Annotated in this window: 19 protein-coding genes; 13 read left to right on the top strand and 6 right to left on the bottom strand. The window is 74.0% G+C overall.

The window, feature by feature from the left end; genetic code table 11:
- Window positions 1–86: 86 nt before the first annotated feature.
- Window positions 87–818, bottom strand: a complete 732-nt coding sequence (locus ACWEPX_RS30015; protein WP_451900625.1) for a TetR/AcrR family transcriptional regulator — start codon at window positions 816–818, stop codon at window positions 87–89.
- A gap of 72 nt (window positions 819–890) precedes the next feature.
- Between ACWEPX_RS30015 and ACWEPX_RS30010 the strand changes: the two genes are divergently transcribed.
- From ACWEPX_RS30010 to ACWEPX_RS30000, 3 genes are read left to right on the top strand one after another with little or no spacing between them, the layout of a single operon-like run.
- Complete coding sequence (locus ACWEPX_RS30010) at window positions 891–1247, top strand: VOC family protein (RefSeq protein WP_451900624.1); 357 nt, start codon at window positions 891–893, stop codon at window positions 1245–1247.
- A 26-nt stretch (window positions 1248–1273) separates the two neighbouring features.
- Window positions 1274–3982 (top strand): DEAD/DEAH box helicase, encoded by a 2709-nt coding sequence (locus ACWEPX_RS30005; protein ID WP_451900623.1) that lies wholly within the window; start codon window positions 1274–1276, stop codon window positions 3980–3982.
- Entirely contained in the window at window positions 3979–5100 is a 1122-nt protein-coding gene (locus ACWEPX_RS30000) for an SWIM zinc finger family protein (protein WP_451900622.1), read from the top strand. The genes ACWEPX_RS30005 and ACWEPX_RS30000 overlap by 4 nt, the downstream gene beginning before the upstream one ends.
- Window positions 5101–5240: 140 nt before the next feature.
- Here the strand turns inward: ACWEPX_RS30000 and ACWEPX_RS29995 are convergent, their stop codons facing one another.
- Window positions 5241–6143: a DUF2382 domain-containing protein gene (locus tag ACWEPX_RS29995; protein ID WP_451900621.1), complete on the bottom strand. Its 903-nt coding sequence runs from the start codon at window positions 6141–6143 to the stop codon at window positions 5241–5243.
- Between the two features lie 125 nt (window positions 6144–6268).
- On the opposite strand from ACWEPX_RS29995, the gene ACWEPX_RS29990 reads away from it, so the two are divergent.
- The 8 genes from ACWEPX_RS29990 (at window position 6269) to ACWEPX_RS29955 (ending at window position 11985) form a co-directional block, all read left to right on the top strand.
- Window positions 6269–6730, top strand: coding sequence for an anthrone oxygenase family protein (locus ACWEPX_RS29990; protein ID WP_451900620.1), 462 nt, complete (start codon window positions 6269–6271; stop codon window positions 6728–6730).
- Window positions 6731–7471: a putative protein N(5)-glutamine methyltransferase gene (locus ACWEPX_RS29985; RefSeq protein WP_451900619.1), complete on the top strand. Its 741-nt coding sequence runs from the start codon at window positions 6731–6733 to the stop codon at window positions 7469–7471.
- Between the two features lie 53 nt (window positions 7472–7524).
- Window positions 7525–7869 carry an antibiotic biosynthesis monooxygenase family protein gene (locus ACWEPX_RS29980; RefSeq protein ID WP_451900618.1) on the top strand — a complete coding sequence of 115 codons (345 nt, stop codon included), beginning with the start codon at window positions 7525–7527 and terminating at the stop codon, window positions 7867–7869.
- Between the two features lie 95 nt (window positions 7870–7964).
- Complete coding sequence (locus ACWEPX_RS29975) at window positions 7965–9107, top strand: acyl-CoA dehydrogenase family protein (protein ID WP_451900617.1); 1143 nt, start codon at window positions 7965–7967, stop codon at window positions 9105–9107.
- 8 nt (window positions 9108–9115) lie between these two features.
- Entirely contained in the window at window positions 9116–10108 is a 993-nt protein-coding gene (locus ACWEPX_RS29970) for a s-methyl-5-thioribose-1-phosphate isomerase (protein ID WP_451900616.1), read from the top strand.
- Window positions 10099–10818, top strand: coding sequence for an acireductone synthase (gene mtnC / locus ACWEPX_RS29965; protein WP_451900637.1), 720 nt, complete (start codon window positions 10099–10101; stop codon window positions 10816–10818). The genes ACWEPX_RS29970 and mtnC overlap by 10 nt, the downstream gene beginning before the upstream one ends.
- Window positions 10811–11422, top strand: a complete 612-nt coding sequence (gene mtnB, locus ACWEPX_RS29960; RefSeq protein WP_451900615.1) for a methylthioribulose 1-phosphate dehydratase — start codon at window positions 10811–10813, stop codon at window positions 11420–11422. The genes mtnC and mtnB overlap by 8 nt, the downstream gene beginning before the upstream one ends.
- The gene (locus ACWEPX_RS29955; protein ID WP_451900614.1) at window positions 11419–11985 is read left to right on the top strand and encodes a 1,2-dihydroxy-3-keto-5-methylthiopentene dioxygenase; all 567 of its coding nucleotides are present in this window, start codon (window positions 11419–11421) and stop codon (window positions 11983–11985) included. Before mtnB ends, ACWEPX_RS29955 begins: the two co-directional genes overlap by 4 nt.
- On the opposite strand, the gene ACWEPX_RS29950 is transcribed toward ACWEPX_RS29955, so the two are convergent.
- The 4 genes from ACWEPX_RS29950 to ACWEPX_RS29935 are packed head-to-tail and all read right to left on the bottom strand — an operon-like array spanning window position 11975 to window position 14137.
- Complete coding sequence (locus tag ACWEPX_RS29950; protein WP_451900613.1) at window positions 11975–12469, bottom strand: DUF2017 family protein; 495 nt, start codon at window positions 12467–12469, stop codon at window positions 11975–11977. The genes ACWEPX_RS29955 and ACWEPX_RS29950 overlap by 11 nt on opposite strands.
- A 29-nt stretch (window positions 12470–12498) precedes the next feature.
- Window positions 12499–12693, bottom strand: coding sequence for an ATP-dependent Clp protease adaptor ClpS (locus ACWEPX_RS29945; protein ID WP_451900612.1), 195 nt, complete (start codon window positions 12691–12693; stop codon window positions 12499–12501).
- Window positions 12694–12709: 16 nt separating this feature from the next.
- Complete coding sequence (locus ACWEPX_RS29940; protein WP_451900611.1) at window positions 12710–13339, bottom strand: DUF305 domain-containing protein; 630 nt, start codon at window positions 13337–13339, stop codon at window positions 12710–12712.
- 60 nt (window positions 13340–13399) lie between these two features.
- Window positions 13400–14137, bottom strand: a complete 738-nt coding sequence (locus ACWEPX_RS29935) for a lytic polysaccharide monooxygenase (RefSeq protein ID WP_451900610.1) — start codon at window positions 14135–14137, stop codon at window positions 13400–13402.
- 322 nt (window positions 14138–14459) lie between these two features.
- Here ACWEPX_RS29935 and ACWEPX_RS29930 point away from each other — a divergent pair, with 322 nt between their 5' ends.
- Together ACWEPX_RS29930 and ACWEPX_RS29925 are read left to right on the top strand one after the other, a co-directional pair.
- The gene (locus ACWEPX_RS29930; protein WP_451900609.1) at window positions 14460–16511 is read left to right on the top strand and encodes a DNA gyrase/topoisomerase IV subunit B; all 2052 of its coding nucleotides are present in this window, start codon (window positions 14460–14462) and stop codon (window positions 16509–16511) included.
- 29 nt (window positions 16512–16540) lie between these two features.
- Window positions 16541–19978, top strand: coding sequence for a DNA topoisomerase (ATP-hydrolyzing) (locus tag ACWEPX_RS29925; RefSeq protein ID WP_451900608.1), 3438 nt, complete (start codon window positions 16541–16543; stop codon window positions 19976–19978).
- The last annotated feature ends 228 nt before the right edge of the window (window positions 19979–20206 follow it).

Here is a 20206-nt window from a genome sequence, read left to right as displayed (position 1 = left end):
CTCCGAGCACTCGGCGATGAGGGTTTGGGAGCGCTCCCAGCTTACGATCCCCGCTCCCGGTTTGGGAACCCCCGGTGCTGGATCGATCACTGCCCGCCGAGGTGGGCGGCGATCCCGTCCAGGACCCGGGCCAGGCCGAACTCGAAGCCGTCGGTGGCGAACGCCCCGGAAGCGGCGACCGCGGTCATGGCCGGGAACCGAGCCGGGGTGACGTAGGCGTTGACCAGCGCCTCCTTGTCGGTCCACCACTCGACCTCGCTCATCCCGCTGCGGGCTGAGGCCTGCTGGGTGTCCACCGAGATCCAGGCCAGGCCGCGCACGTAGGCGTCGACCAGCAGGTACACCCCGAGCATGTCGGGCTCGGCGAGCCCGGCCGCCGCGCCGATGGCCAGCACGGCGTCCATGCGCGCGGTCTCGTTGGGCCCGGCCAGCTCGTGGGCGATGGGGGTGCCGAGCAGCCAGGGGTGGCGGTGCATGAGCGCCCACAGGCCCCGGGCGTACCCGCTCAGCTCGGCGCGCCACTCGCCGCCGGGGTCGGGCACGTCGACCTCCCCGACGACCTGGTCGCGCATGGCGGCGATGAGGTCGGCCTTGTTCTGCACGTAGGTGTAGAGCGACATGGTGCCCACGCCGAGCCGTTCGGCGACCCGGCGCATGGACAGCTCGGCCAGGCCCGCCTCGTCGGCCAGGGCGATGCCCGCGTTGACGATCGCGTCGGCGGTCAGGCCGGGCCTGCGGCCGCGCCCCGGCTCGCCCGGCGTGCGCCAGAGCAGGGTCATGGTGCGAGCGGGATCACGTCGCTCGGTCTTCTCGGCCATGTGCGCACCACCGTTCGTATAGTGTACGGTACACTGTACGAGTCGTACGGTGTACTGATAGGGGGAGGGTATATGCGGGTTCGACGGGTGACCCTGGCGGCGCACGTGCGCGACGTGCGCGGCGGTGCCGCGTTCTACATCGACCACCTCGGCTTCCGTCCGGTCATGGTCGAGGACTCCATCGCCAAGCTGCTGCACGACGACGCCGACTTCGAGTTGGCGCTGCTGCCCGGGACGCCGGGGGCCACCGGGTTGATCATCGCATTCGAGGTGGCCGACGTGCGCGCCGAGGCCGACCGGCTCGCGGGCGCGGGGGTCGCGGTCGGCCCGGTGGTGGATGAGAAGTGGGGGGAGCGGCTCTGCCAGGTCACCGACCCGAACGGGCTCACGGTCCAACTGGTCCAGTGGCTCGGCGAGCGACCCAACTGATCGGGAGAAGGGGAGAATCCCTGTCCGTGCAGACCATCCCGGCCGACGTGGCCGCCGCTCTGGCCCGCAGCCAGGCCGTCTTCCGCCCCGGCGACCCCGCCCGCGCGGGGGTCGTCGCCTTCGTGGGCGACGCCGCGGCGGGCAGGCCCGAGGAGCTGACCCTGCTCGACCCCGAGCCGCGCACCGTCGCGGTGGCCGTGCTGCCGGTCGCCGAGGCCGTCCCCGTGCTCACCCGCGCGCGCCGGGCCGCCGACGCCGACCCGGCCGCGGCCTTCTGGGGCGCCGCCGTGCTGCTGGCCCTGCACCTGGTCGCCCGCGGCCGGATCACCCCCGCGCTCAGCCCCGGCGGGGCGGACGTGTGGCGGGCCGGGCCGCTGGACGTCGGCGACGCCGCGCGGGTGCGCGAGCTGGCCGCCGCCATGCCGGCCAGCGCCCGCGCGCTGCCGGTGGCCGGCGACCGGCTGCCCGACGCCGAGGCGCTGGTCCGGCAGTTCCTGGACGCCGTGGTCGACGGCATGCCGCGCACGGCCGCGGCGGTCAAGGTCGCGGGCGGTCCCCTCTACGCCGCCCGCTCGGCCCACCGCGCGCCGCGGCTGCGGAAGTGGGCCGACGAGGTGGCAGGCGGGCTCGACGCGGGTCTGCGGGTGTCCCTGCGGGCCGAGGTGCCGGGCGGGGACTACGCGGCGGGCGCCTTCCACGCCGTCGTGCAGGCGCACTCGCTGGCCGACCCCTCGGTCGTGGTCGACGCCGCCCAGGTGTGGGCGGGGGCGGACCTCGGCCGCACCGCGCGCGTCGAGGTGACCACGGCGCTGCGCCGCGCCGCCCGGGAGTGGCCGCCGCTGGCCCGGCTGCTCGGCCAGCCCGTCCCCGACCGGCTGGTGCTCGACGACGCCGAGATCGACGAGCTGATGGCCGCCGCCCCCCGGCTGGCCGCGGCCGGGGTGGACGTGCACTGGCCGCGCGAGCTGCTGGGCGGGCTGACGGCCCGGGTCGCCGTCGGGCGGGCGTCGGGCGGGCTGGGGTCGTCGGTCGGCATGGACTGGCGCATCGCCCTCGACGGGCGCGCGCTCACCCCCGAGGAGCTCGACCGCATCGCCGAGGCCCACCGCCCGGTCGTGCGCCTGCGCGACGGCTGGGTGCTGGTCGACGCGCAGACGCAGCGGCGGGCCAGGGAGCGCGAGCTCAAGCCGGTCGACGGCATGGCCGCGCTCGGCATGGCGCTGACCGGGACCGCCGAGGTCGACGGCGAGCACGTCGAGGTCGAGCCCGCCGCCTGGCTGGACGAGCTGCGCGCCCGCATCGCCGACCCGGACTCCGGGGCCGAGCCGGTGCCCGCCCCCGACGGCCTGGCCGCCACGCTGCGCGACTACCAGCTGCGCGGGCTGCGGTGGCTGGCCAGGATGACCTCGCTGGGCCTGGGCGCCTGCCTGGCCGACGACATGGGCCTGGGCAAGACGATCACCCTCATCGCCCTGCACCTGCACCGCGGCAGCGGGCCGACGCTGGTGGTCTGCCCGGCGTCGCTGCTGGGCAACTGGGAGCGGGAGATCCGCCGCTTCGCCCCGGGCGTCCCGGTGCGCCGCTACCACGGCGCGGCCCGGGAGACCGCCGACGAGGGCTTCGTCCTGACCACCTACGGCACGCTGCGCGCCGACCTCGACCGGCTGGCCGCGCACCGCTGGGACCTGGTCGTGGCCGACGAGGCCCAGCACGCGAAGAACCCGGCGTCGGCCACGGCGAAGGCGCTGCGCGCGCTGCGCCCGACCGCGCGGGTGGCGCTGACCGGCACGCCGGTGGAGAACAACCTCTCGGAGCTGTGGTCCATCCTGGACTGGACGACCCCCGGCCTGCTCGGCACCCAGGCGGCGTTCCGGGCCCGCTGGGCCGACCGGATCGAGCGCGACCGCGACCCGGCGGCCGCGCGCCGCTTCGCCCGGCTGATCGCCCCGTTCCTGCTGCGGCGGCGCAAGTCCGACCCGGGCATCGCCCCGGAGCTGCCGCCCAAGACCGAGACCGACCGGCCGGTGCCGCTCTCGGCCGAGCAGGCGGGCCTCTACACCGCGCTGGTCCGCGAGGCGATGGCCGAGATCGGCGGGGCGCAGGGGATGGCCCGCCGCGGGCTGGTGATGAAGCTGATCACCGGGCTCAAGCAGATCTGCAACCACCCCGCGCACTACCTCAAGGACACCGCGGGCGGGCTGGCCGGGCGCTCGGGCAAGCTCGACCTGCTCGACGAGCTGGTGGACACGATCCGCGCCGAGGACGGGGCCGTGCTGGTGTTCACCCAGTACGTGGCGATGGCGCGGCTGATCGAGCGGCGCATGCGCGAGCGCGGCGTGCCCACCGGCTTCCTGCACGGCGGCACGCCGGTGGCGCGCCGCGAGGAGCTGGTCGCGGCGTTCGGCCGCGGCGAGTTCGGGGTGTTCCTGCTCTCGCTCAAGGCCGCGGGCACCGGGCTCAACCTGACCCGCGCCGACCACGTCGTCCACTTCGACCGCTGGTGGAACCCGGCGGTGGAGGACCAGGCGACCGACCGGGCGTACCGGATCGGCCAGACCCGACCGGTGCAGGTGCACCGGCTGATCGCGGAGGGCACCCTGGAAGACCGCATCGCCGCCCTGCTTGCGGGCAAGCGCGACCTCGCCGAGTCCGTGCTGTCCTCGGGCGACGCGGCGTTCACCGAGCTGTCGGACGCGGACCTGGCCGCGCTGGTGGAACTGCGGGGTGGGGCGTGAGCGAGGCCGCGCGGGGCTTCCCCGCCTTCCCGCCGGTGCCCGGCACCGGCAAGTTCGCCCGCACCTGGTGGGGCCGGGCGTGGATCGCCGGGCTGGAGGACAGCGCGCTGGACAACGACCAGCTCCGCCTCGGCAGGCGGCTGGCCCGCACCGGCCAGGTCGGACCCATCACCGCCAGCGCGGGCATGCTCTCCGCCCACGTGCACGACCCCGTGGATGACACCGGCTACCGCACGGTCCTGCGCGTGACGGTGCTGTCGGACGCCGAGTGGGACCGGTTCGCGGGCCAGGTGGCCGCCGAGTCGGGTCACCTGGCGGCGCTGCTGGACGGCGAGATGCCCGCGACCCTGGCCGACGCCGCGTCCGCGGCCGGGGTGGGCCTGCTGCCGGGCATCGGCGACTTCGACTCCGAGTGCGGCTGCCCGGGCTGGGAGCTGCCGTGCAGGCACGCCGCCGCCGTGGCCTACCAGGCGGCCTGGCTGCTCGACGCGGACCCGTTCGTGCTGCTGCTCATCCGCGGCCGGGACCGGGAGTTCCTGGTGGAGGCCCCGGAGACCGCCGAGGGCGCCCCCGCGGCGGAGGCGTTCGCGGCGACCCCGGCCCCGCTGCCCGACCCGCCCCCGGTGCCCGACGAACCGCCCGCACCCCTGTCGGTGCCCGCCGCTCCGGGGATCGATCCGGAGGCGCTGGCCCTGCTCGCGGCCGATGCGGCCGTGCGCGCCCGCGAGCTGCTGGCGGGGGAGGCGCAGGTGCTGGGAACCGCCGACGACGTGGTCCGCTTCGCCGCCGTCCACCCCGGTGCCCGCGACCGCCTGCGGCAGGCCCGCCCGGACCTCGACCGCGCGGTGGCGGCCTGGCGCCAGGGCGGCCTCCCCGCCCTGCGCACCCTGGAGGCGACCTGGCGCCCCCCGGCCGCCGACCTGGCCAGAGCCCGCGACGCCGTGGCCTCGGTGGCCGACGGGACGCCCGAGGTCAAGGCCAACCACCTCACCATCGGCCACGCCCAGGTCCGCCTGGGCCGCGACGGCCGCTGGTACCCGTACCAGGCCCGCGACGGCGAATGGTGGCCCTCCGGCTCAGCCGCCGCCGACGCCGCGACGGCCCTGCTGAACGGCTGAGCGCGCGGGACGTGGCGGTGGGGCTGGCCTGCCACTTCCCAGATGGATGGTCGGGGCGCGGCGGCGTCGCCCGCGGCAGGACCCAGGACGCGCCGACCGTGGCCGCGGGGGTCGCGGCCACGGTCGGGCTTGGGGGTTGGTCAGCGTTTGCGGTTGTCGCGCTTGGTGCGGTGGGTGTCGTCTTCGACGTCGATGCGCTCCTTGCGGACCTCGCCGCTGACCTGCTCCTGGTCGCTGACCGACTGCTTCTCCAGGCGGACGCGCTCGACCGGGCGGGCCGTCTTGTCGGCGACGACCTCCTCGCGGTGGAGGGTGATCTCGGCCTCCTCCTCGGTGAAGGCGTCCGGCTCGGCGGGCTGGCCGGGGGCGATCGGCTCGCGGACGACGCGGACCTCTTCGCGGGTCACGGGGACGCTGATGTCCTCGCGCTCGGTCACGACGTGCTTGACCAGGCGGACCCGGCCCGCTTCGACGTCGCGGACGCCCGCGTGCAGCTCCTCCTCGTGGCGGGTCATGCCGCGCCCGCGGTCCTTGCCGCGCTGCTCCTGGCCCGTCGTCGAGCCCGCGGCCTGCTCGGCCCGGCCCGTCGCCCGGCCGGTGGTCTGCTCGGCCCGGCCGGTGCGGCCAGTCGCCTGGTCCGTGCGGCCCGTCGCCTGGTCGGTGGCGCGGCCGGTCGCCTGGCCCTGGCGGCCGCCGGGGAGGCGGTCGTGCTCGCCGGTGCTGGCCGTGGGGATCATGCCGTAGTAGCGGTACAGCTCGTCCTGCTGGGCGTCGGACATGTGCCCGCCCTGGACGTCGATGTGCGGTGAGTCCTTGATCTGCTTCTTGTCCATCGGCACGATGACCTGCCCCTGGCCCATCCGGGCCTCCTGGATGGGCACGAACGTGTCCTTCATGCCGAACAGGCCGGTGTGCACCTCGGCCCACAGCGGCCTACCGGTGCGGTCGTCCAGCCACACCTGCTTGACCGAGCCGATCTTCTCGCCGTGCGCGTCGACCATCTCGCAGTCGAACAGCTGGTTGACCTGGGCCTGGTCGATCATCGCTCACTCCCTTCATCCGGTTCCGCGGGCCTACCCGGGGGGCGTGGCGGGCATACGCCGATCGGGTCCGAGTCACCCGTTCCGGTGACGGTAGGTTGGGGTGTCCACAACGGGGGAGAGGCGGCATGGCCGAGGTTGTCCTGATCACCACGACGGTCGCGAGCGGACTCATCGCGGGCCTGTTCTTCGGGTTCTCCGCCGCCGTCATGCTCGCACTGGCCCAGGTGGACGACCGGGCCTTCGTCGACACCATGCAGCGCGTCAACCGGCGCATCCAGAACCCGGTGTTCGGCCTGGTGTTCCTCGCCTCGCTGGTCGGCAGCCTGGCCGTGGTGGTCCTGGAGTTCGCGGGCGACGACCCCCGGCTCACCGTCCTGGCGGGAGCGGTGCTGACCGTGGTGTCCATGCTGGTCACCTTCACGGTCAACATCCCGCTCAACACCCGCCTCGACGCCGCGGGGCCTGCCGGGTCCATCGCCGACCCGGGCGCGGTGCGGCAAGCGTTCGAGCCGCGCTGGGTGCGGTTCAACCACGTGCGCGCACTGCTGGCCACCGCCGGGTTCGCCCTCTACTGCGTGGGCCTGTAGGTGGGCAGCGACTTCGCCGCCACCGTCGGCAGGCTGCGGGCCGCCGGGTGCGTCTTCGCCGAGGACGAGGCCGCCCTGCTGCTCGACCTGCCCGACCCCGGGCCCGCCATCGCCCGGCGCGTGGCGGGCGAGCCGCTGGAGCACATCCTCGGCTGGGCGGAGTTCGCCGGGCTGCGGGTCGCCGTCGAGCCGGGGGTGTTCGTGCCCAGGCGGCGCACCGAGGCGCTGGTGCGCGCCGCCGCCGAGCTGGGCGGCTCGGTCGTGGTGGACCTGTGCTGCGGGTCGGGGGCGGTGGGCATGGCGGTCGAGGCCGCCCTGGGGCCGCTGGACCTGACCGCCGTCGACATCGACCCGCGGGCCGTCCACTGCGCACGGCGCAACCTGGGCGCCGACCGCGTCCTGCAGGGCGACCTGTACGCGCCGCTGCCCGACCGGCTGCGCGGCCAGGTCGACCTGCTGGTCGTGAACGCCCCCTACGTGCCCACCGCCGCCATCGCGACGATGCCGCCCGAGGCGCGCGACCACGAGCCGCGGGTGGCCATCGACGGCGGGGCCGACGGGCTGGACGTGCACCGCAGGGTCGCCGCGGGCGCCGCGGGCTGGCTCGCTCCCGGCGGGCGGCTGCTCATCGAGGCCCACGAGAGCCAGGCCCCGGCCGCCGCCGCGGCCTTCGCCGAGGGCGGCCTGAAGGTGGCGGTGCTCGCCGACGAGGACGTCACGATCGTCATCGGCGCGGCCTGACCTGCCCGGAAGACCACTTGCGCCGGGAAGGCCGCCGCGGCTTCGATGGCGGGGTGAACCCTGGGGACCTGCTGGCCACCACGCCCGAGCCGCCGTACTACGCCGTCATCTTCACCTCCCTGCTCACCCCCGACACCGCGGGCTACGCCGAGGCGGCGGAGCAGATGTTCGCCCTGGTCAAGGCCATGCCGGGCTACCTGGGGGCGGAGTCGGCCCGGGACGGGGTGGGCATCACCGTGTCGTACTTCCGCGACGAGCCCGCCATCGCGCGATGGCGCGAGCACCCCGACCACGTGGCGACCCGCGAGCGCGGCCGCGCCCAGTGGTACGAGGCGTACGAGCTGCGGGTGGCCAGGGTCGAGCGCGCCTACCGCTGGCGCAAGTCCACAGTGGACTAGCGCGGGGGTGACGCCGGTCACCCGGTCCGGATGGTGGGCCGGGGGTGGGGCGGCAGGCATACTTCCTCTCCGAGGCACGCCGAGAGAGGGGATCGATGAGCACCCAGTGGGAGGACGCCGCCCGCGCGGTCGCCCGCGCGCTGGCCGCCGACGCGGTCGAGCGCGAGGCCAAGGGCGGTGAGCCGCACGCGGAGGTGGACCTGCTGCGCGAGCACGGCCTGCTCGCCGTGCCCGCGGGCGACTGGGACGCGGTGCACCGGGTGCTCGCCGAGGTCGCGGCGGCCGACGCCTCCGTCGGCCACCTGCTGGGCTACCACTACCTGCACGTCTGGCGGCTGGGCCTGTTCGGCAGGCCCGAGTACGCCGCCGAGGCCCGCCGGGCCACCGCCGAGCGCGGCTGGTTCTGGGCCGGGGTGGCCAACCCGCGCGACGAGGCCCTGGTGATGTCCGAAGTGGACGGCGGCTTCCTGGTCAGCGGGCGCAAGATGTTCGCCACCGGGGCGAGCGTGGCCGACCGGCTGGTCGTCAGCGCCGCCCACGGCCAGCGCAAGCTCACCTTCGTCTGCCCCGGCGACGCCCCGGGCCTGCGCCCGCTCGGCGACTGGGACAACCTCGGCCAGCGCCGCTCGGCCAGCGGCGGCGTGGAGTTCACCGACGTCTTCGTGCCCGCCGACGACGTGCTCGGCGCGCACCCCGAGCCCGGCGACCCGACCTACCCGCAGGCCAACCTGCCCGCGCTGGCCTTCCAGCTCGTCCTGAGCCGCGTGCTCACCGCGACCGCCCGCGGCGCGCTGGCCACCGCCGCCGAGTACACCCGCCAGTTCACCCGCGCCTGGCCCGCCTCCGGCGTCGAGCGCGCCGTGGACGACCCGCACACCCTCGCCGCCTACGGCACGCTGACCGCCCGCACCGACGCCGCCGACCTGCTGGTCGACCGGGCCGCAGCGGCCTTCGCCGCCGCCGACGCCGCGGGCGCGGCGCTGACCCCGCAGCAGCGCGGGGCCGCAGGCCTGGCGATCGCCGCGGCCAAGGCGCTGGCCTCCGAGGTCGCCGTCGAGGTCAGCGGCCGCGTCTTCGAGCTGACCGGCGCGCGGGCCACGGCCAACCGCTACGGCCTGGACCGCTTCTGGCGCAACGCCCGCACGCTGACCCTGCACGACCCGGCCGTCTACAAGGCCGCCGAGGTGGGCAGGCACCTGCTGACCGGCGAGCTGCCCACGCCCACCGGCTACAGCTGATGGAGCCGATGGAGCCCACCCTGGCCCGCAGCGTCCGGCTGGACGCCGACGGCGTGCACATCCTCGACCGCCGCCGCTTCCCGTTCGAGCGCGTGTGGGTCCGCTGCACCACCGCGGCCGAGGTGGCCAAGGCCATCGCGGACATGGTCACCCAGTCCTCCGGGCCGTACTTCGCCGCCTTGCAGGCGATGGTGCTCTCGGCCAGGGCGGCGGCGGACCTGCCCGACCCGCTGGCGGCGATGGCGGCCGACGCCGCCGCGATCGTCGCCGCGCGCCCGACCAACGACCACCTGGCCAAGGCCGTCGCGTTCGTCCTCGACGCCTACGACCCCGACGACGTGGTGGGCGCGGCCGAGCGCGGCGCGGCCCGCGGCGACGCGGCCTACCGCGACCGCAGCCGCGCCCTCGGCGAGCACACCGCGGCCCTGCTGCCCGACGGCGCGCGGGTGCTGACGCACTGCTGGGCCGACCTGTACCTGACCGAGACCGTGGCCGCCGCCCAGCGCGCGGGCAAGGCGCTGTCGTTCGTCTGCACCGAGACGCGGCCCTACCTGCAGGGCGCGCGCCTGACCGCGGAGACGCTGGCGGAGATGGGCGTGGACACCACGCTGATCACCGACGGCATGGGCGCGGCCGTCATCGCGGGCGGCGAGGTCGACGCGCTGGTCACCGCCGCCGACCGGGTCGCCGCGGACGGCAGCGTGGTCAACAAGGTCGGCACGCTGGGCTTGGCCGTGGCTGCCCACGCCTTCGGCGTGCCATACCTGGCGATGGTGCACACCCCCGACCGCACCGCGGCCACGGGCGCCGACGTGCCCATCGAGCACCGCGACGGCGACGACGTGCTGCACACCCTCGGCACGCGCACCGCGAGCACGCGCGTGCGCGGCCACTACCCGGCCTTCGACGTGACACCCCCGCGGTTCGTCACCGCGGTCGTCACCGACCGGGGCCCGTTCGCGCCCGACGCGCTGGACCGCTACTGGGAAGGATCGCAGTGACCGACACGATTGACTGGGTCGTGCTCGACATCGAGGGCACGATCATGCCCACCAGCGGGGTCCACGTGGTGCTCTACGACTACGCCCGCCCCCGGCTCGGCCCGTGGATCGACGCGCACCCGGACGACCCCGCCGTCGCCGCCGCGGTCGCCGAGGTCCGCGCCGAGGCCGGGCTGCTCGAGTCCGCTGGCACCGACGAGGTCGTCGCGGTGTTGCACGGCTGGATGGACGCCGACCGCAAGGCCACCCCGCTCAAGACCCTCCAGGGCCTGATCTGGCAGCAGGGCTACGCCCGCGGCGATCTGGTGTCGGAGTACTTCCCGGACGTGGTGCCCCGGCTGCGCGCCTGGCACGCGGCAGGCGTGCCGATGGCGATCTTCTCCTCCGGCTCGGTCGCTGGCCAGATCGCCTCCTTCTCCAGCACCACCGAGGGCGACCTGACCGGGCTGTTCCGCCACCACTTCGACACGGTGAACGCGGGCCCCAAGCGCGAGTCCGCCTCCTACGCCGCCATCGCCGAGGGCCTGGGCGGGCCCGCGCCCGAGCGGGTGCTGTTCCTCTCCGACGTGCCCGCCGAGCTGGACGCGGCGGCCGAGGCCGGTTGGCGCACCGTCGGCGTGGCCCGGCCGGGGGAGCCCTACGCCGACGCCGACTTCGGCGCGCACCGCGTGGTGTCCTCCCTGGACGAGGTCGAGGTGCGGCGTGGTTGATCCGGTGGCCGCCGGGGCCGCGCTGGCGGCCGAGAGCGCGCGGTACGCGGGCCTGGGCTGGATGCGCGGCACCTCGGGCAACCTGTCGGTGACCCTGTCCCGGGAGCCGCTGCGGCTGGCGGTCACCGCCTCCGGCCTGGACAAGGGGGAGCTGGCGGCGACGGACTTCGTCGTGGTCGACGCCGCGGGCGCGCCGGTGGCCGAGCAGCCGGGCGGGCCGGGCCTGCGGCCCTCGGCCGAGGCCGGGCTGCACGCGCGCATCGCCGGGGTGTCCGGCGCAGGCGCCGTCGTGCACCTGCACATGCTGGCCCCGGTGGTGGCCGCCGAGCTGTGGCCGGACGGAATCGTCCTGCGCGACCTGGAGATGCTCAAGGGGTTCGGCCGCTCGGCCGAGGACGACGAGGTCCGGATCCCCGTGGTGCCCAACAGCCAGGACATGCGCGTGCTCGGCGACGCCTTCGAGCGCGGCTTCGACCCGACCACCCCCGCCCTGGTCGTCGCCCGCCACGGGGTGTACGTGTGGGGGGATGACCTGCTGACCGCCCGCCACCGGGCCGAGTGCCTGGAATGGCTGCTGCGCTTCGCCACGGAGGTGGCCCGATGACCCTGCTGACCGTGTGGCCGGACACCGACCCCGGCACCGTGCTGACCCGCACCGACGACCTGGCCGAGATCACCGCGGTGCTCTCCGGCATCGGCGTGCGCCTGGCCCGCTGGCCCGTGGTGGACCTGCCCGCCGACCCCACCTCGGATGAGGTGCTGGCCGCCTACCGGGCGGAGGTGGACGCCGTCATCGCCGCCGAGGGCTACATCCACGTCGACGCGGTGGCGATGACCCCGCAGGACACCCCCGAGTGGCGCGAGAAGGCCGCGGCGGCCCGGGGCAAGTTCCTCGCCGAGCACACCCACGACGACGACGAGGACCGCTTCTTCGCCCGCGGCTCCGGCATCTTCTACCTGCACGTCGACGGCAAGGTCCACGCCGTGCTGTGCGAGGCGGGCGACCTGCTCAGCGTCCCGGCCAAGACGACCCACTGGTTCGACATGGGCACCACGCCGGACTACGTGTCGATCCGCTTCTTCCACGACGACGACGGGTGGGTCGCGTCCTTCCTGGAGGACTCCATCGCCCACCGGTTCCCCACCTACGACGAGCTCACCCGCTGAACCAGTCCGGGTGCAGCGCGGCGACCAGCGCCTCCTGCGCCCAGTTGAACCAGACCAGCTCGGTGGCCTCGCCGCGGTGCCCGGTGCGCGGGAAGGCCAGGAAGCGGACCATGCCCAGCACGCCCACCCACTCGTCGGCCTCGGCGGGCGGCAGGACGTGCTGGCTGGCCGCGGTGCAGCGCTGGACGAACCGGCGGGCGGGCCCGCTGTCGCCGAGCGCGGCGGTGTGCCGGGCGCGGAAGGCGTCGGACTCGCCGCGGTCGGGGTAGGCGTCGGGGAACATCCGCCGCACGACCTCCTCGGCCGTGGTCTGCTTGCGGAACAGACCGCCGGGGGCCGGGTCGAGCGCGCCGGTCTCCAGGAAGCGGGCCAGCTTCTCGACGTGGTGGGCGAGGGTGGCGGCGACGTTGTCCGACATCCGGACGACGACGCCGTCGGCGGCCACCGCGGCGTCGAAGTAGTCCGCCGAGACATCGGGATTCACGCCAGCACCGCCGCGTGGATGCCGTAGCGCTAGAGCCGGACCACCACGGCCTCGGCGGACTCGCGGTCGGGCAGGGCCGCGACCTGGGCGCGCCCGGCGCGGTCGGCCTGCTGGACGGCCGCGGCGGCCTGCTCGAACGGCAGGCCGCAGACGGCGGTCAGGGCGTGCGCCACCACGGCGACGGAGGTGGTGTCGTCGTTGACGATGGAGACGGGCCAGGTCACGTCCGGCAGTATGCCGTCAGCCCGCGCTGATGTTGAGCAGGGCGCTGATCTGGCCGGTGCGGGACTGCACCACCTTGTCGGCGAACTTCTTCACCTCGGGGCTCACCCCGTCGGTCAGCTCCTGGCGGGCCATCTCCACCGCGTTGTGCTGGTGGCCGGTGAGCACGCTGATGAACTGCTGCTCGAACTCCGCGTCCGGGATCGCGGCCAGCTCGGCCAGCGACTGGGGGTCGGTGATGGGCATGCCGCCGTGGTGGGCGTGCGCGTCGGGGTTGGTGTCGACCTCGACGGGCTGCTCCCAGCCCTTGAGCCAGGCGGTCATCTGGTCAACCTCGGTGCGCTGGGTGGCGCCGATGGCGGCGGCCAGCTGGGCGACCTCGGGGCGCACGGCGCGCTTCTCGGCCAGGGCGACCAGCTCGATGCCCTGCTTGTGGTTGGCGATCGCCATCTGCAGGTACATCACATCGGCGAGGTTGTAGTCGCCCACGGCGGGCTTGGGGGGCGGGGTCGACACCGGGGAGGTCGACACCGGGGCGTGCTGCGCGTGCCCCAGGGCCGCGCCGGAGGTCGGGGCGAACTCGGCGGGCATCGGGCCAGCGCACCCCGCAAGCGCCAAGACCAGGGCGAACAGCGCGCATCGGCGCATGGGGGACTCCTGGGGGAACGCCGGTGGAGCCCGCCGCGCCGCGGGCTCCACCGGGGGTGGTCAGATCCGGGACCAGAGCGCCGGGGTGCTGTCCGGCTCCCAGCCAGCCAGGGCCGTGTGGGCCTGGAGGCAGCGGTACGAGGCGCCGTTGTAGGTCACCGTGGATCCGGCCGAGTACGCGGTCCCGATCGCCCACGTGCCCGTGGCAGGCGGGGTGGTGGTGGTCGGGGGCGTGGTGGGCGGGGTGGTGGGGTCGGTGGTGGGCGGGATGGTCCCGCCGCCGCCGACCTGCAGGTCGACGCAGTTGTAGAAGGCCATCGCGGTGTCGGCGATGTTCCACACGGCCAGCAGCTTCTGGCGGCCGCTGTAGCCGCCCAGGTTCACCGTGTGCGACACGCGCGAGCCCGGCTGCGCGCCGTTGTCGTTGAACAGCGCGACCCGGGTGTTGCCGATGTAGTACTCCCACGTCGTGGTGCGGTGGCGGGCGGTGATGATCCAGTTGAACGTCACCGACGAGCCGACCGAGGTGGCGCGCCACGGCTTGGAGTCGTCGTTGAGGTCGGCGAACCGGCCGACGCCGCCGTGGCAGTTGCGCTGGCCCTTGGGGCCTTCCACGCTCTGCGGCTCGTACTTGATCGACCCGCAGGACACCGTGCCCGCCGCGCACTGGGCCTGCCTGCTGGGCGGGGTGGAGATGTAGCCGTGCGCCGCGGCGGGCGACGCGGGCAGGGCGACCATGATGAGCGGGCTGATGCCCACACCTGCGGCGATCGCGGCGAGCTTGCGCTTGTGCTTCATTGTCTGCTCCTCCACGGGGGCGGACTGCGTTTCCGCCGGGCCGGTGCCCGGCGCAGGGGGTGGAAACGGGCAAGCAGTGGGACGCCTGCCTCCCGGAAGTACAGCTTTGGTCTAGACCATAACCAGCCTGCTGATCACCCGTCAAGACCAGCGCGGGTACTCCGGCTTGCCGTTCTTACCAGGGGGTGGCGGCGAACGGCCCATATCGGTTGGCCATATGCCGGGGGCTGTGGTTCGGCGAGGCTGCGAGCCGCTGTCGGGGCAGTCGGGTAGTTTGGACACCTGTTCGACCAGCGAGCCATTTCCCCGGGGAGCGACGAAAGTGACAGCCGAGACCCTCTACGGCGCCGACGACCTCACGCATCTGGAGGGGTTGGAGGCGGTCCGCAAGCGGCCCGGCATGTACATCGGCTCCACCGACAGCCGGGGCGTGCGGCACCTGTTCACCGAGATCGTGGACAACTCCACCGACGAGGGCGTCGCGGGCGAGGCGGACAAGGTCGTGGTCACCCTGCACGCCGACGGCAGCGTCCAGGTCGACGACAACGGCCGCGGCATCCCCACCGGCGTGCACGCCAAGTCCGGCCTCTCGGGCGTCGAGCTGGTGCTGACCAGGCTGCACGCGGGCGGCAAGTTCGGCGGCTCGGGGTACAAGACCTCCGGCGGCCTGCACGGCGTCGGCGCCTCCGCGGTCAACGCCCTGTCGCTGCGCTTCGACGTGCAGGTCAAGCGCGACGGCAAGGTGCACGAGATGTCCTTCGCGCACGGCGTGCCCGGGGTGTTCGACGGGCCGGGCCCCAACGCGCGGTTCACCCACCAGTCGGGGCTGCGCGTCACCGGCAAGATGAAGCGCGGGGAGCCCACCGGGACGTCCATCCGGTACTGGCACGACGCCCGCTACTTCGAGAACGGCGCGGTGCTGGACACCGAGAGCGTGCGCGCCAAGCTCCGCAACACCGCCTTCCTCGTCCCCGGCGTGACCTATGTGCTGCGCGACGCCACCGACGGCGCGATCTCCGAGGAGGTCTTCCACTTCCCGGGCGGGCTGACCGACATGGTCGCCTTCCTGGCCCCCGACAGCGAGCGCGCGGTCTCCGGCACGCTGCTGATCACCGGCGAGGGCGTCTACCACGAGAACGCCGCCGACGAGAACGGCGTCATGCGCTCCAAAGTGGAGCGGCGGGCCGAGGTCGAGGTCGCGCTGCGGTGGGGCACCGGCTACGAGCGCACGGTGGAGTGCTTCACCAACACCATCCGCAACATGCACGGCGGCACCCACCGCAGGGGTTTCGAGCGCGGCGCGGTCAAGGCCCTGCAGGACGCGATCTCCAAGACCCGCGGCCTGCTCAAGCCCAAAGAGGACCTGCCGACGCTGGAGGACGTGCTGGAGGGCATGACCGCGGTCGTGCACGTGCGCATCCCCGAGCCGCAGTTCACCTCCCAGACCAAGGACGAGCTGTCCACCGCGGGCATCACCAAGGTGGTCCAGGGCGTGGTGGAGAAGCACCTGCGCGCGTGGACCGAGGACCGCAGGACCAAGTCCGAGGCCAAGGTGGTCCTGCAGAAGATCGTCGACGCGGGCCGCGTGCGCATCGCCCAGAAGCAGCAGAAGGACGCCGCCCGGCGCAAGACCGCGCTGGAGGGCGCGGCCATGCCCGCCAAGCTGGTCGACTGCCGCACCACCGGGGTGGCCCGCAGCGAGCTGTTCCTGGTCGAGGGCGACAGCGCGCTCGGCTCGGCGCGCATGGCCAGGGTCTCGGAGTACCAGGCGCTGCTGCCGCTGCGCGGCAAGATCCTCAACGTGCAGAAGGCCAGCCTGGCCGACACGCTGCGCAACGTCGAGATCGCCTCGATCGTGCAGGTCCTCGGCGCGGGCACCGGCCGCACCTTCGACCTGGCCGCCATGCGCTACGGCCGGGTCATCCTGATGGCCGACGCCGACGTCGACGGCTCGCACATCCGCACCCTGCTGATCACCCTGTTCGCCAAGTACATGCGCCCGGTGATCGAGGACGGCAGGCTCTACGCGGCGATGCCGCCGCTGCACAAGGTGCAGACGCGCGGGCGCAACCCGCAGACCTACTTCACCTTCACCCAGCGCGAGATGGAGCAGAAGGTCGCCGCGCTGACCAAGGCGGGCAAGCAGGTCGTCACCCCGGTCCCCCGGTTCAAGGGCCTCGGCGAGATGGACGCCGACGAGCTGTGGGAGACCACGATGAACCCCGCGACCCGCTCGGTGCGCCGCATCACCCTCGACGACGCCGACGCCGCCGAAGCCGCCCTGGAGCTGCTGATGGGCGAGAAGGTCGAGCCCCGGCGCAACTGGCTGGTCGAGTCGGCCGCCCGCGTCGACACCGACGCCATCGATATCTGATCCGCCCCCACCTGAAGGAAGTCGCAGTCATGGCACGCCGCAAGGCCGTCTCGACCAAGGTCGACCCCGCCGCCTTCGACCAGGCGGGGGCCCAGGTCTTCGAGAACCCGGTGAAGACGGAGATCGAGGACTCGTACCTGGAGTACGCCTACTCCGTCATCCACTCCCGAGCCCTCCCGGACGCCCGCGACGGCTTGAAGCCGGTGCACCGGCGGATCCTGTTCTCGATGAACGAGCAGGGCTACCGGCCGACCCACGCCTACGTGAAGTCCTCGCGCGTGGTCGGCGACTGCTTCGTCCGCGGGGCGCTGGTGTCCACGCCGGGCGGGCTGCGCCCGATCGAGGACGTCGAGATCGGCGACCAGGTGCTCGACGGCGCCGGGAACCCGGTGCCGGTGACCGCGGTGTACGAGAACCCGGTGTCCGAGCTGGTCCGGCTCACCTGGGCCAACGGCCACACCATGCTCGTCACCCCCGGCCAGCGGTTCCGCGTGCTCGACGCGGACGGCTCGACGCGCTGGGTCGCCGCGCGCGACCTGCCCGGGCATCGCACGGTCGGCTACGGCGCTTCCCGCCCGGTGCCCGCGAGCACCCGGGACACCGCGCCCTACGTCCTCGGGCTGCTGCTCGCGGCCGGTCGCGGCCAGGCCGACGGCGGCGTCAGCCTCGCCATGCGCGACCACGAGCCGGTGGACATCGCGCACGGATGGGGCATCGGCGCCGGGCTGGCGGTGCGCCGGGCCAAGCGGGAGGCCCGCCAGCCGCACCACCGCGACCTCCACATCCTCACCTTCCCCGCCCCGGTCAGCGGCGACGGGCTGGTGCCCGCCGCGGTCCTGGCGGATCGCGCGCAGTGGGCGCCGTTCCTGGCCGGTCTCCTCGACGGCCGGGGCCGCGTCCGCCGCCGCGACCACGAGGTGGTCCTGACCGCGACGGGCGAGGCGCTGGCCCGGCAGGTCTACGCCGTGCTGGCCGACCTCGGCATCGCCGCCCGGCAGCGCGCCACCGTCCTCTCGATCGCGGGGGCCGACGCCGCGCGCCTGGCCGCCCTGCTCGTCCCGTTCAGCGCGGTCGCGCACAAGCAGGACGGCCTGCGGCGGATCGCCCAGGCCGGTGGCGGGCCGCTGGACGGCATGGCGGCCAGCGAGGTCGTCTCGGTGGTCGAGGTCGCGCCGGACACCACCTACGACATCCAGGTCGGCACCGACGAGCACGCCTTCGTCGTCGAGGGCTATGTCGTGCACAACTGCATGGGCAAGTACCACCCGCACGGCGACGTGGCCATCTACGACGCGATGGTCCGCATGGCGCAGGACTTCTCCCTCAACGCCCCGCTGGTCGACGGGCACGGCAACTTCGGCAGCCCCGACGACGGCCCCGCGGCCAGCCGCTACACCGAAGCGCGGATGTCGCAGGCGGCGATGCTGCTGGTCGGCGAGCTGGACGAGGACACCGTCGACTTCCGGCCCAACTACGACGGCTCGCTGCACGAGCCGTCGGTGCTGCCAGCGGCGTTCCCGAACCTGCTGGTCAACGGCTCGTCCGGGATCGCGGTCGGGATGGCGACCAACATGATCCCGCACAACCTCGGCGAGGTCGTCGCGGCGGCGCGGCACCTGGTGAACCACCCCGACGCCGACCTCGACAAGCTGATGGAGTTCATCCCCGGCCCCGACCTGCCCACCGGCGGCATGCTGCTGGGGCTCGACGAGGTGCGCAAGGCGTACGAGACCGGGCGCGGGATCGTGCGGATGCGGGCGCGCACCGAGATCGGGCCGCTGGAGGGGTCGCGGGGCAGGCAGGCGATCACCGTCACCGAGCTGCCCTACCAGGTGGGCGCCGAGAAGATCATCGAGAAGATCACCGACGAGGTGACCAAGACCAAGCGGCTGGCCGGGATCGCCGACGTCAAGGACCTGACCGACCGGGAGAACGGGACGCGGCTGGTCATCGAGTGCAAGGTGGGGGTCAACCCGCAGGCGCTGCTGGCCGACCTCTACCGGCTGACCCCGATGGAGCAGTCCTTCGGCATCAACAACCTGGTGCTGGTCGACGGCCAGCCCCGCACGCTGGGGCTCAAGGCGCTGCTGGAGGTCTACCTCAAGCACCGCTACGAGGTCGTCACCCGCCGCACGCGGTTCCGCCGCAAGAAGCGGGAGGACCGGCTGCACCTGGTCGAGGGCCTGCTGACCGCGCTGCTCGACATCGACAAGGTCATCGCCCTGATCCGCGCCAGCGAGAACGCCGGGGCGGCCAAGGACGGGCTGATGAAGCGGTTCAAGCTCTCCGACATCCAGGCCACCTACATCCTCGACACCCCGCTGCGGCGGCTGACCAAGTACGACCGCATCGAGCTGGAGGCCGAGCAGGACAAGCTGCGCAAGGAGATCGCCGAGCTGTCGGCGATCCTCGACGACGAGCGCGTCCTGCGCAGGGTCGTCTCCGGCGAGCTGGCCAAGGTCGCCAAGGAGCTCGGCGAGGAGCGCCGCACCGCGCTGATCGACGGCGACCTCAAGGAGGTCCTGGCCGCCAGCAAGCCCGCGGGCCCGCTGGAGGTCGCCGACGACCCGTGCCAGGTGCTGCTGTCGGCGACCGGCCTGGTGGCCCGCACCGCGGCGGAGTCCGAGGAGGCCAGCGAGGCCCGCAGGCGCAACGGCCGGGCCAAGCACGACGCGGTGTCCGCCGTGGTGCACACGACCGCGCGCGGGCAGGTGCTGCTGGTGACCAACCGCGGCCGGGCGTTCAAGGTCGACGTGCTGCCGCTGCCGGTGCTGCCCGAGCACAGCGGCACGGTCTCGCTCTCCGGCGGCATGTCGGCCGGGGAGCTGGTGCCGCTGGAGAAGGGGGAGCGGGTCGTCGGGATCGCCCCGCTGGGCGAGTCGAGCTCCCCGGGCCTGGCGCTGGGCACCCGCCAGGGCGTGGTCAAGGTCTGCGCCCCCGACTGGCCGGTGCGCTCGGACGAGTTCGAGGTCATCTCCCTGCGCGACGGCGACGAGATCATCGGCGCGACCTGGCTGACCGACGGCGCGGAGACCCTGGCGTTCGTCACCTCGGATGCGTCCCTGCTGCACTACCCGGCCGGTCTGGTCCGCCCGCAGGGCCTCAAGGGCGGCGGCATGGCGGGCATCAACCTCGGCAAGGACGCCCACGCCGTCTTCTTCGGCGCGATCCGCACCGACGACCCCGACCACGGCGAACCGATGGTCGTCACCGCCACCGGCACGACGGTCAAGGTCACCCCGCTGGCCAAGTACCCGGGCAAGGGCCGGGCCACCGGCGGCGTCCGCGCCCACCGCTTCCTCAAGGGCGAACACGCCATCACCCTCGCCTGGATCGGCCCCCGCCCCGCAGGCATCAGCCGCACCGGCTCCGCCGTCGAACTCCCCGCCCCCGACCCCCGCCGCGACGGCAGCGGCTCCGCCCACCCCGGCCCCGACATGATCGGCCACCTGATCGAACGCGACTGACCACCTGTCTCGACCGGTGGTGGGGATGACCCCCGCCGCCGGTCGAGTCATGGCTGGACCGCTCGACTCGTGGGTGAGGAGTCGCGTGTCACCGGTTGGTGCGGGTTCGGCGTCCGGCAGTTCAGCCGGACCCTCTGCCACCGCCGCGTGCGGGCGGGACGCAACCACACCCCTTGCCGCGATGCAGCAGTCCACCCCACCGTCGCCAAACCCAGATTAGCCACCTGA

This window comes from Actinokineospora sp. NPDC004072 (assembly GCF_053604195.1).
The sequence above is the reverse complement of the archived record's forward strand: the minus strand, read 5'-3'. Positions and strand labels throughout refer to the sequence as shown.

Excerpts from the sequence above, each read along its gene's own strand:
- ACWEPX_RS29955 (WP_451900614.1), top strand. The coding sequence starts at position 11,419 with ATGACCCTGCTGACCGTGTGGCCGGACACCGACCCCGGCACCGTGCTG.
- ACWEPX_RS30010 (WP_451900624.1), top strand. The coding sequence starts at position 891 with ATGCGGGTTCGACGGGTGACCCTGGCGGCGCACGTGCGCGACGTGCGC.
- ACWEPX_RS29940 (WP_451900611.1), bottom strand. The coding sequence starts at position 13,339 with ATGCGCCGATGCGCGCTGTTCGCCCTGGTCTTGGCGCTTGCGGGGTGC.
- ACWEPX_RS29990 (WP_451900620.1), top strand. The coding sequence starts at position 6,269 with ATGGCCGAGGTTGTCCTGATCACCACGACGGTCGCGAGCGGACTCATC.
- ACWEPX_RS29970 (WP_451900616.1), top strand. The coding sequence starts at position 9,116 with ATGGAGCCCACCCTGGCCCGCAGCGTCCGGCTGGACGCCGACGGCGTG.
- ACWEPX_RS30015 (WP_451900625.1), bottom strand. The coding sequence starts at position 818 with ATGGCCGAGAAGACCGAGCGACGTGATCCCGCTCGCACCATGACCCTG.
- ACWEPX_RS29925 (WP_451900608.1), top strand. The coding sequence starts at position 16,541 with ATGGCACGCCGCAAGGCCGTCTCGACCAAGGTCGACCCCGCCGCCTTC.
- ACWEPX_RS29935 (WP_451900610.1), bottom strand. The coding sequence starts at position 14,137 with ATGAAGCACAAGCGCAAGCTCGCCGCGATCGCCGCAGGTGTGGGCATC.
- ACWEPX_RS29995 (WP_451900621.1), bottom strand. The coding sequence starts at position 6,143 with ATGATCGACCAGGCCCAGGTCAACCAGCTGTTCGACTGCGAGATGGTC.
- ACWEPX_RS29975 (WP_451900617.1), top strand. The coding sequence starts at position 7,965 with ATGAGCACCCAGTGGGAGGACGCCGCCCGCGCGGTCGCCCGCGCGCTG.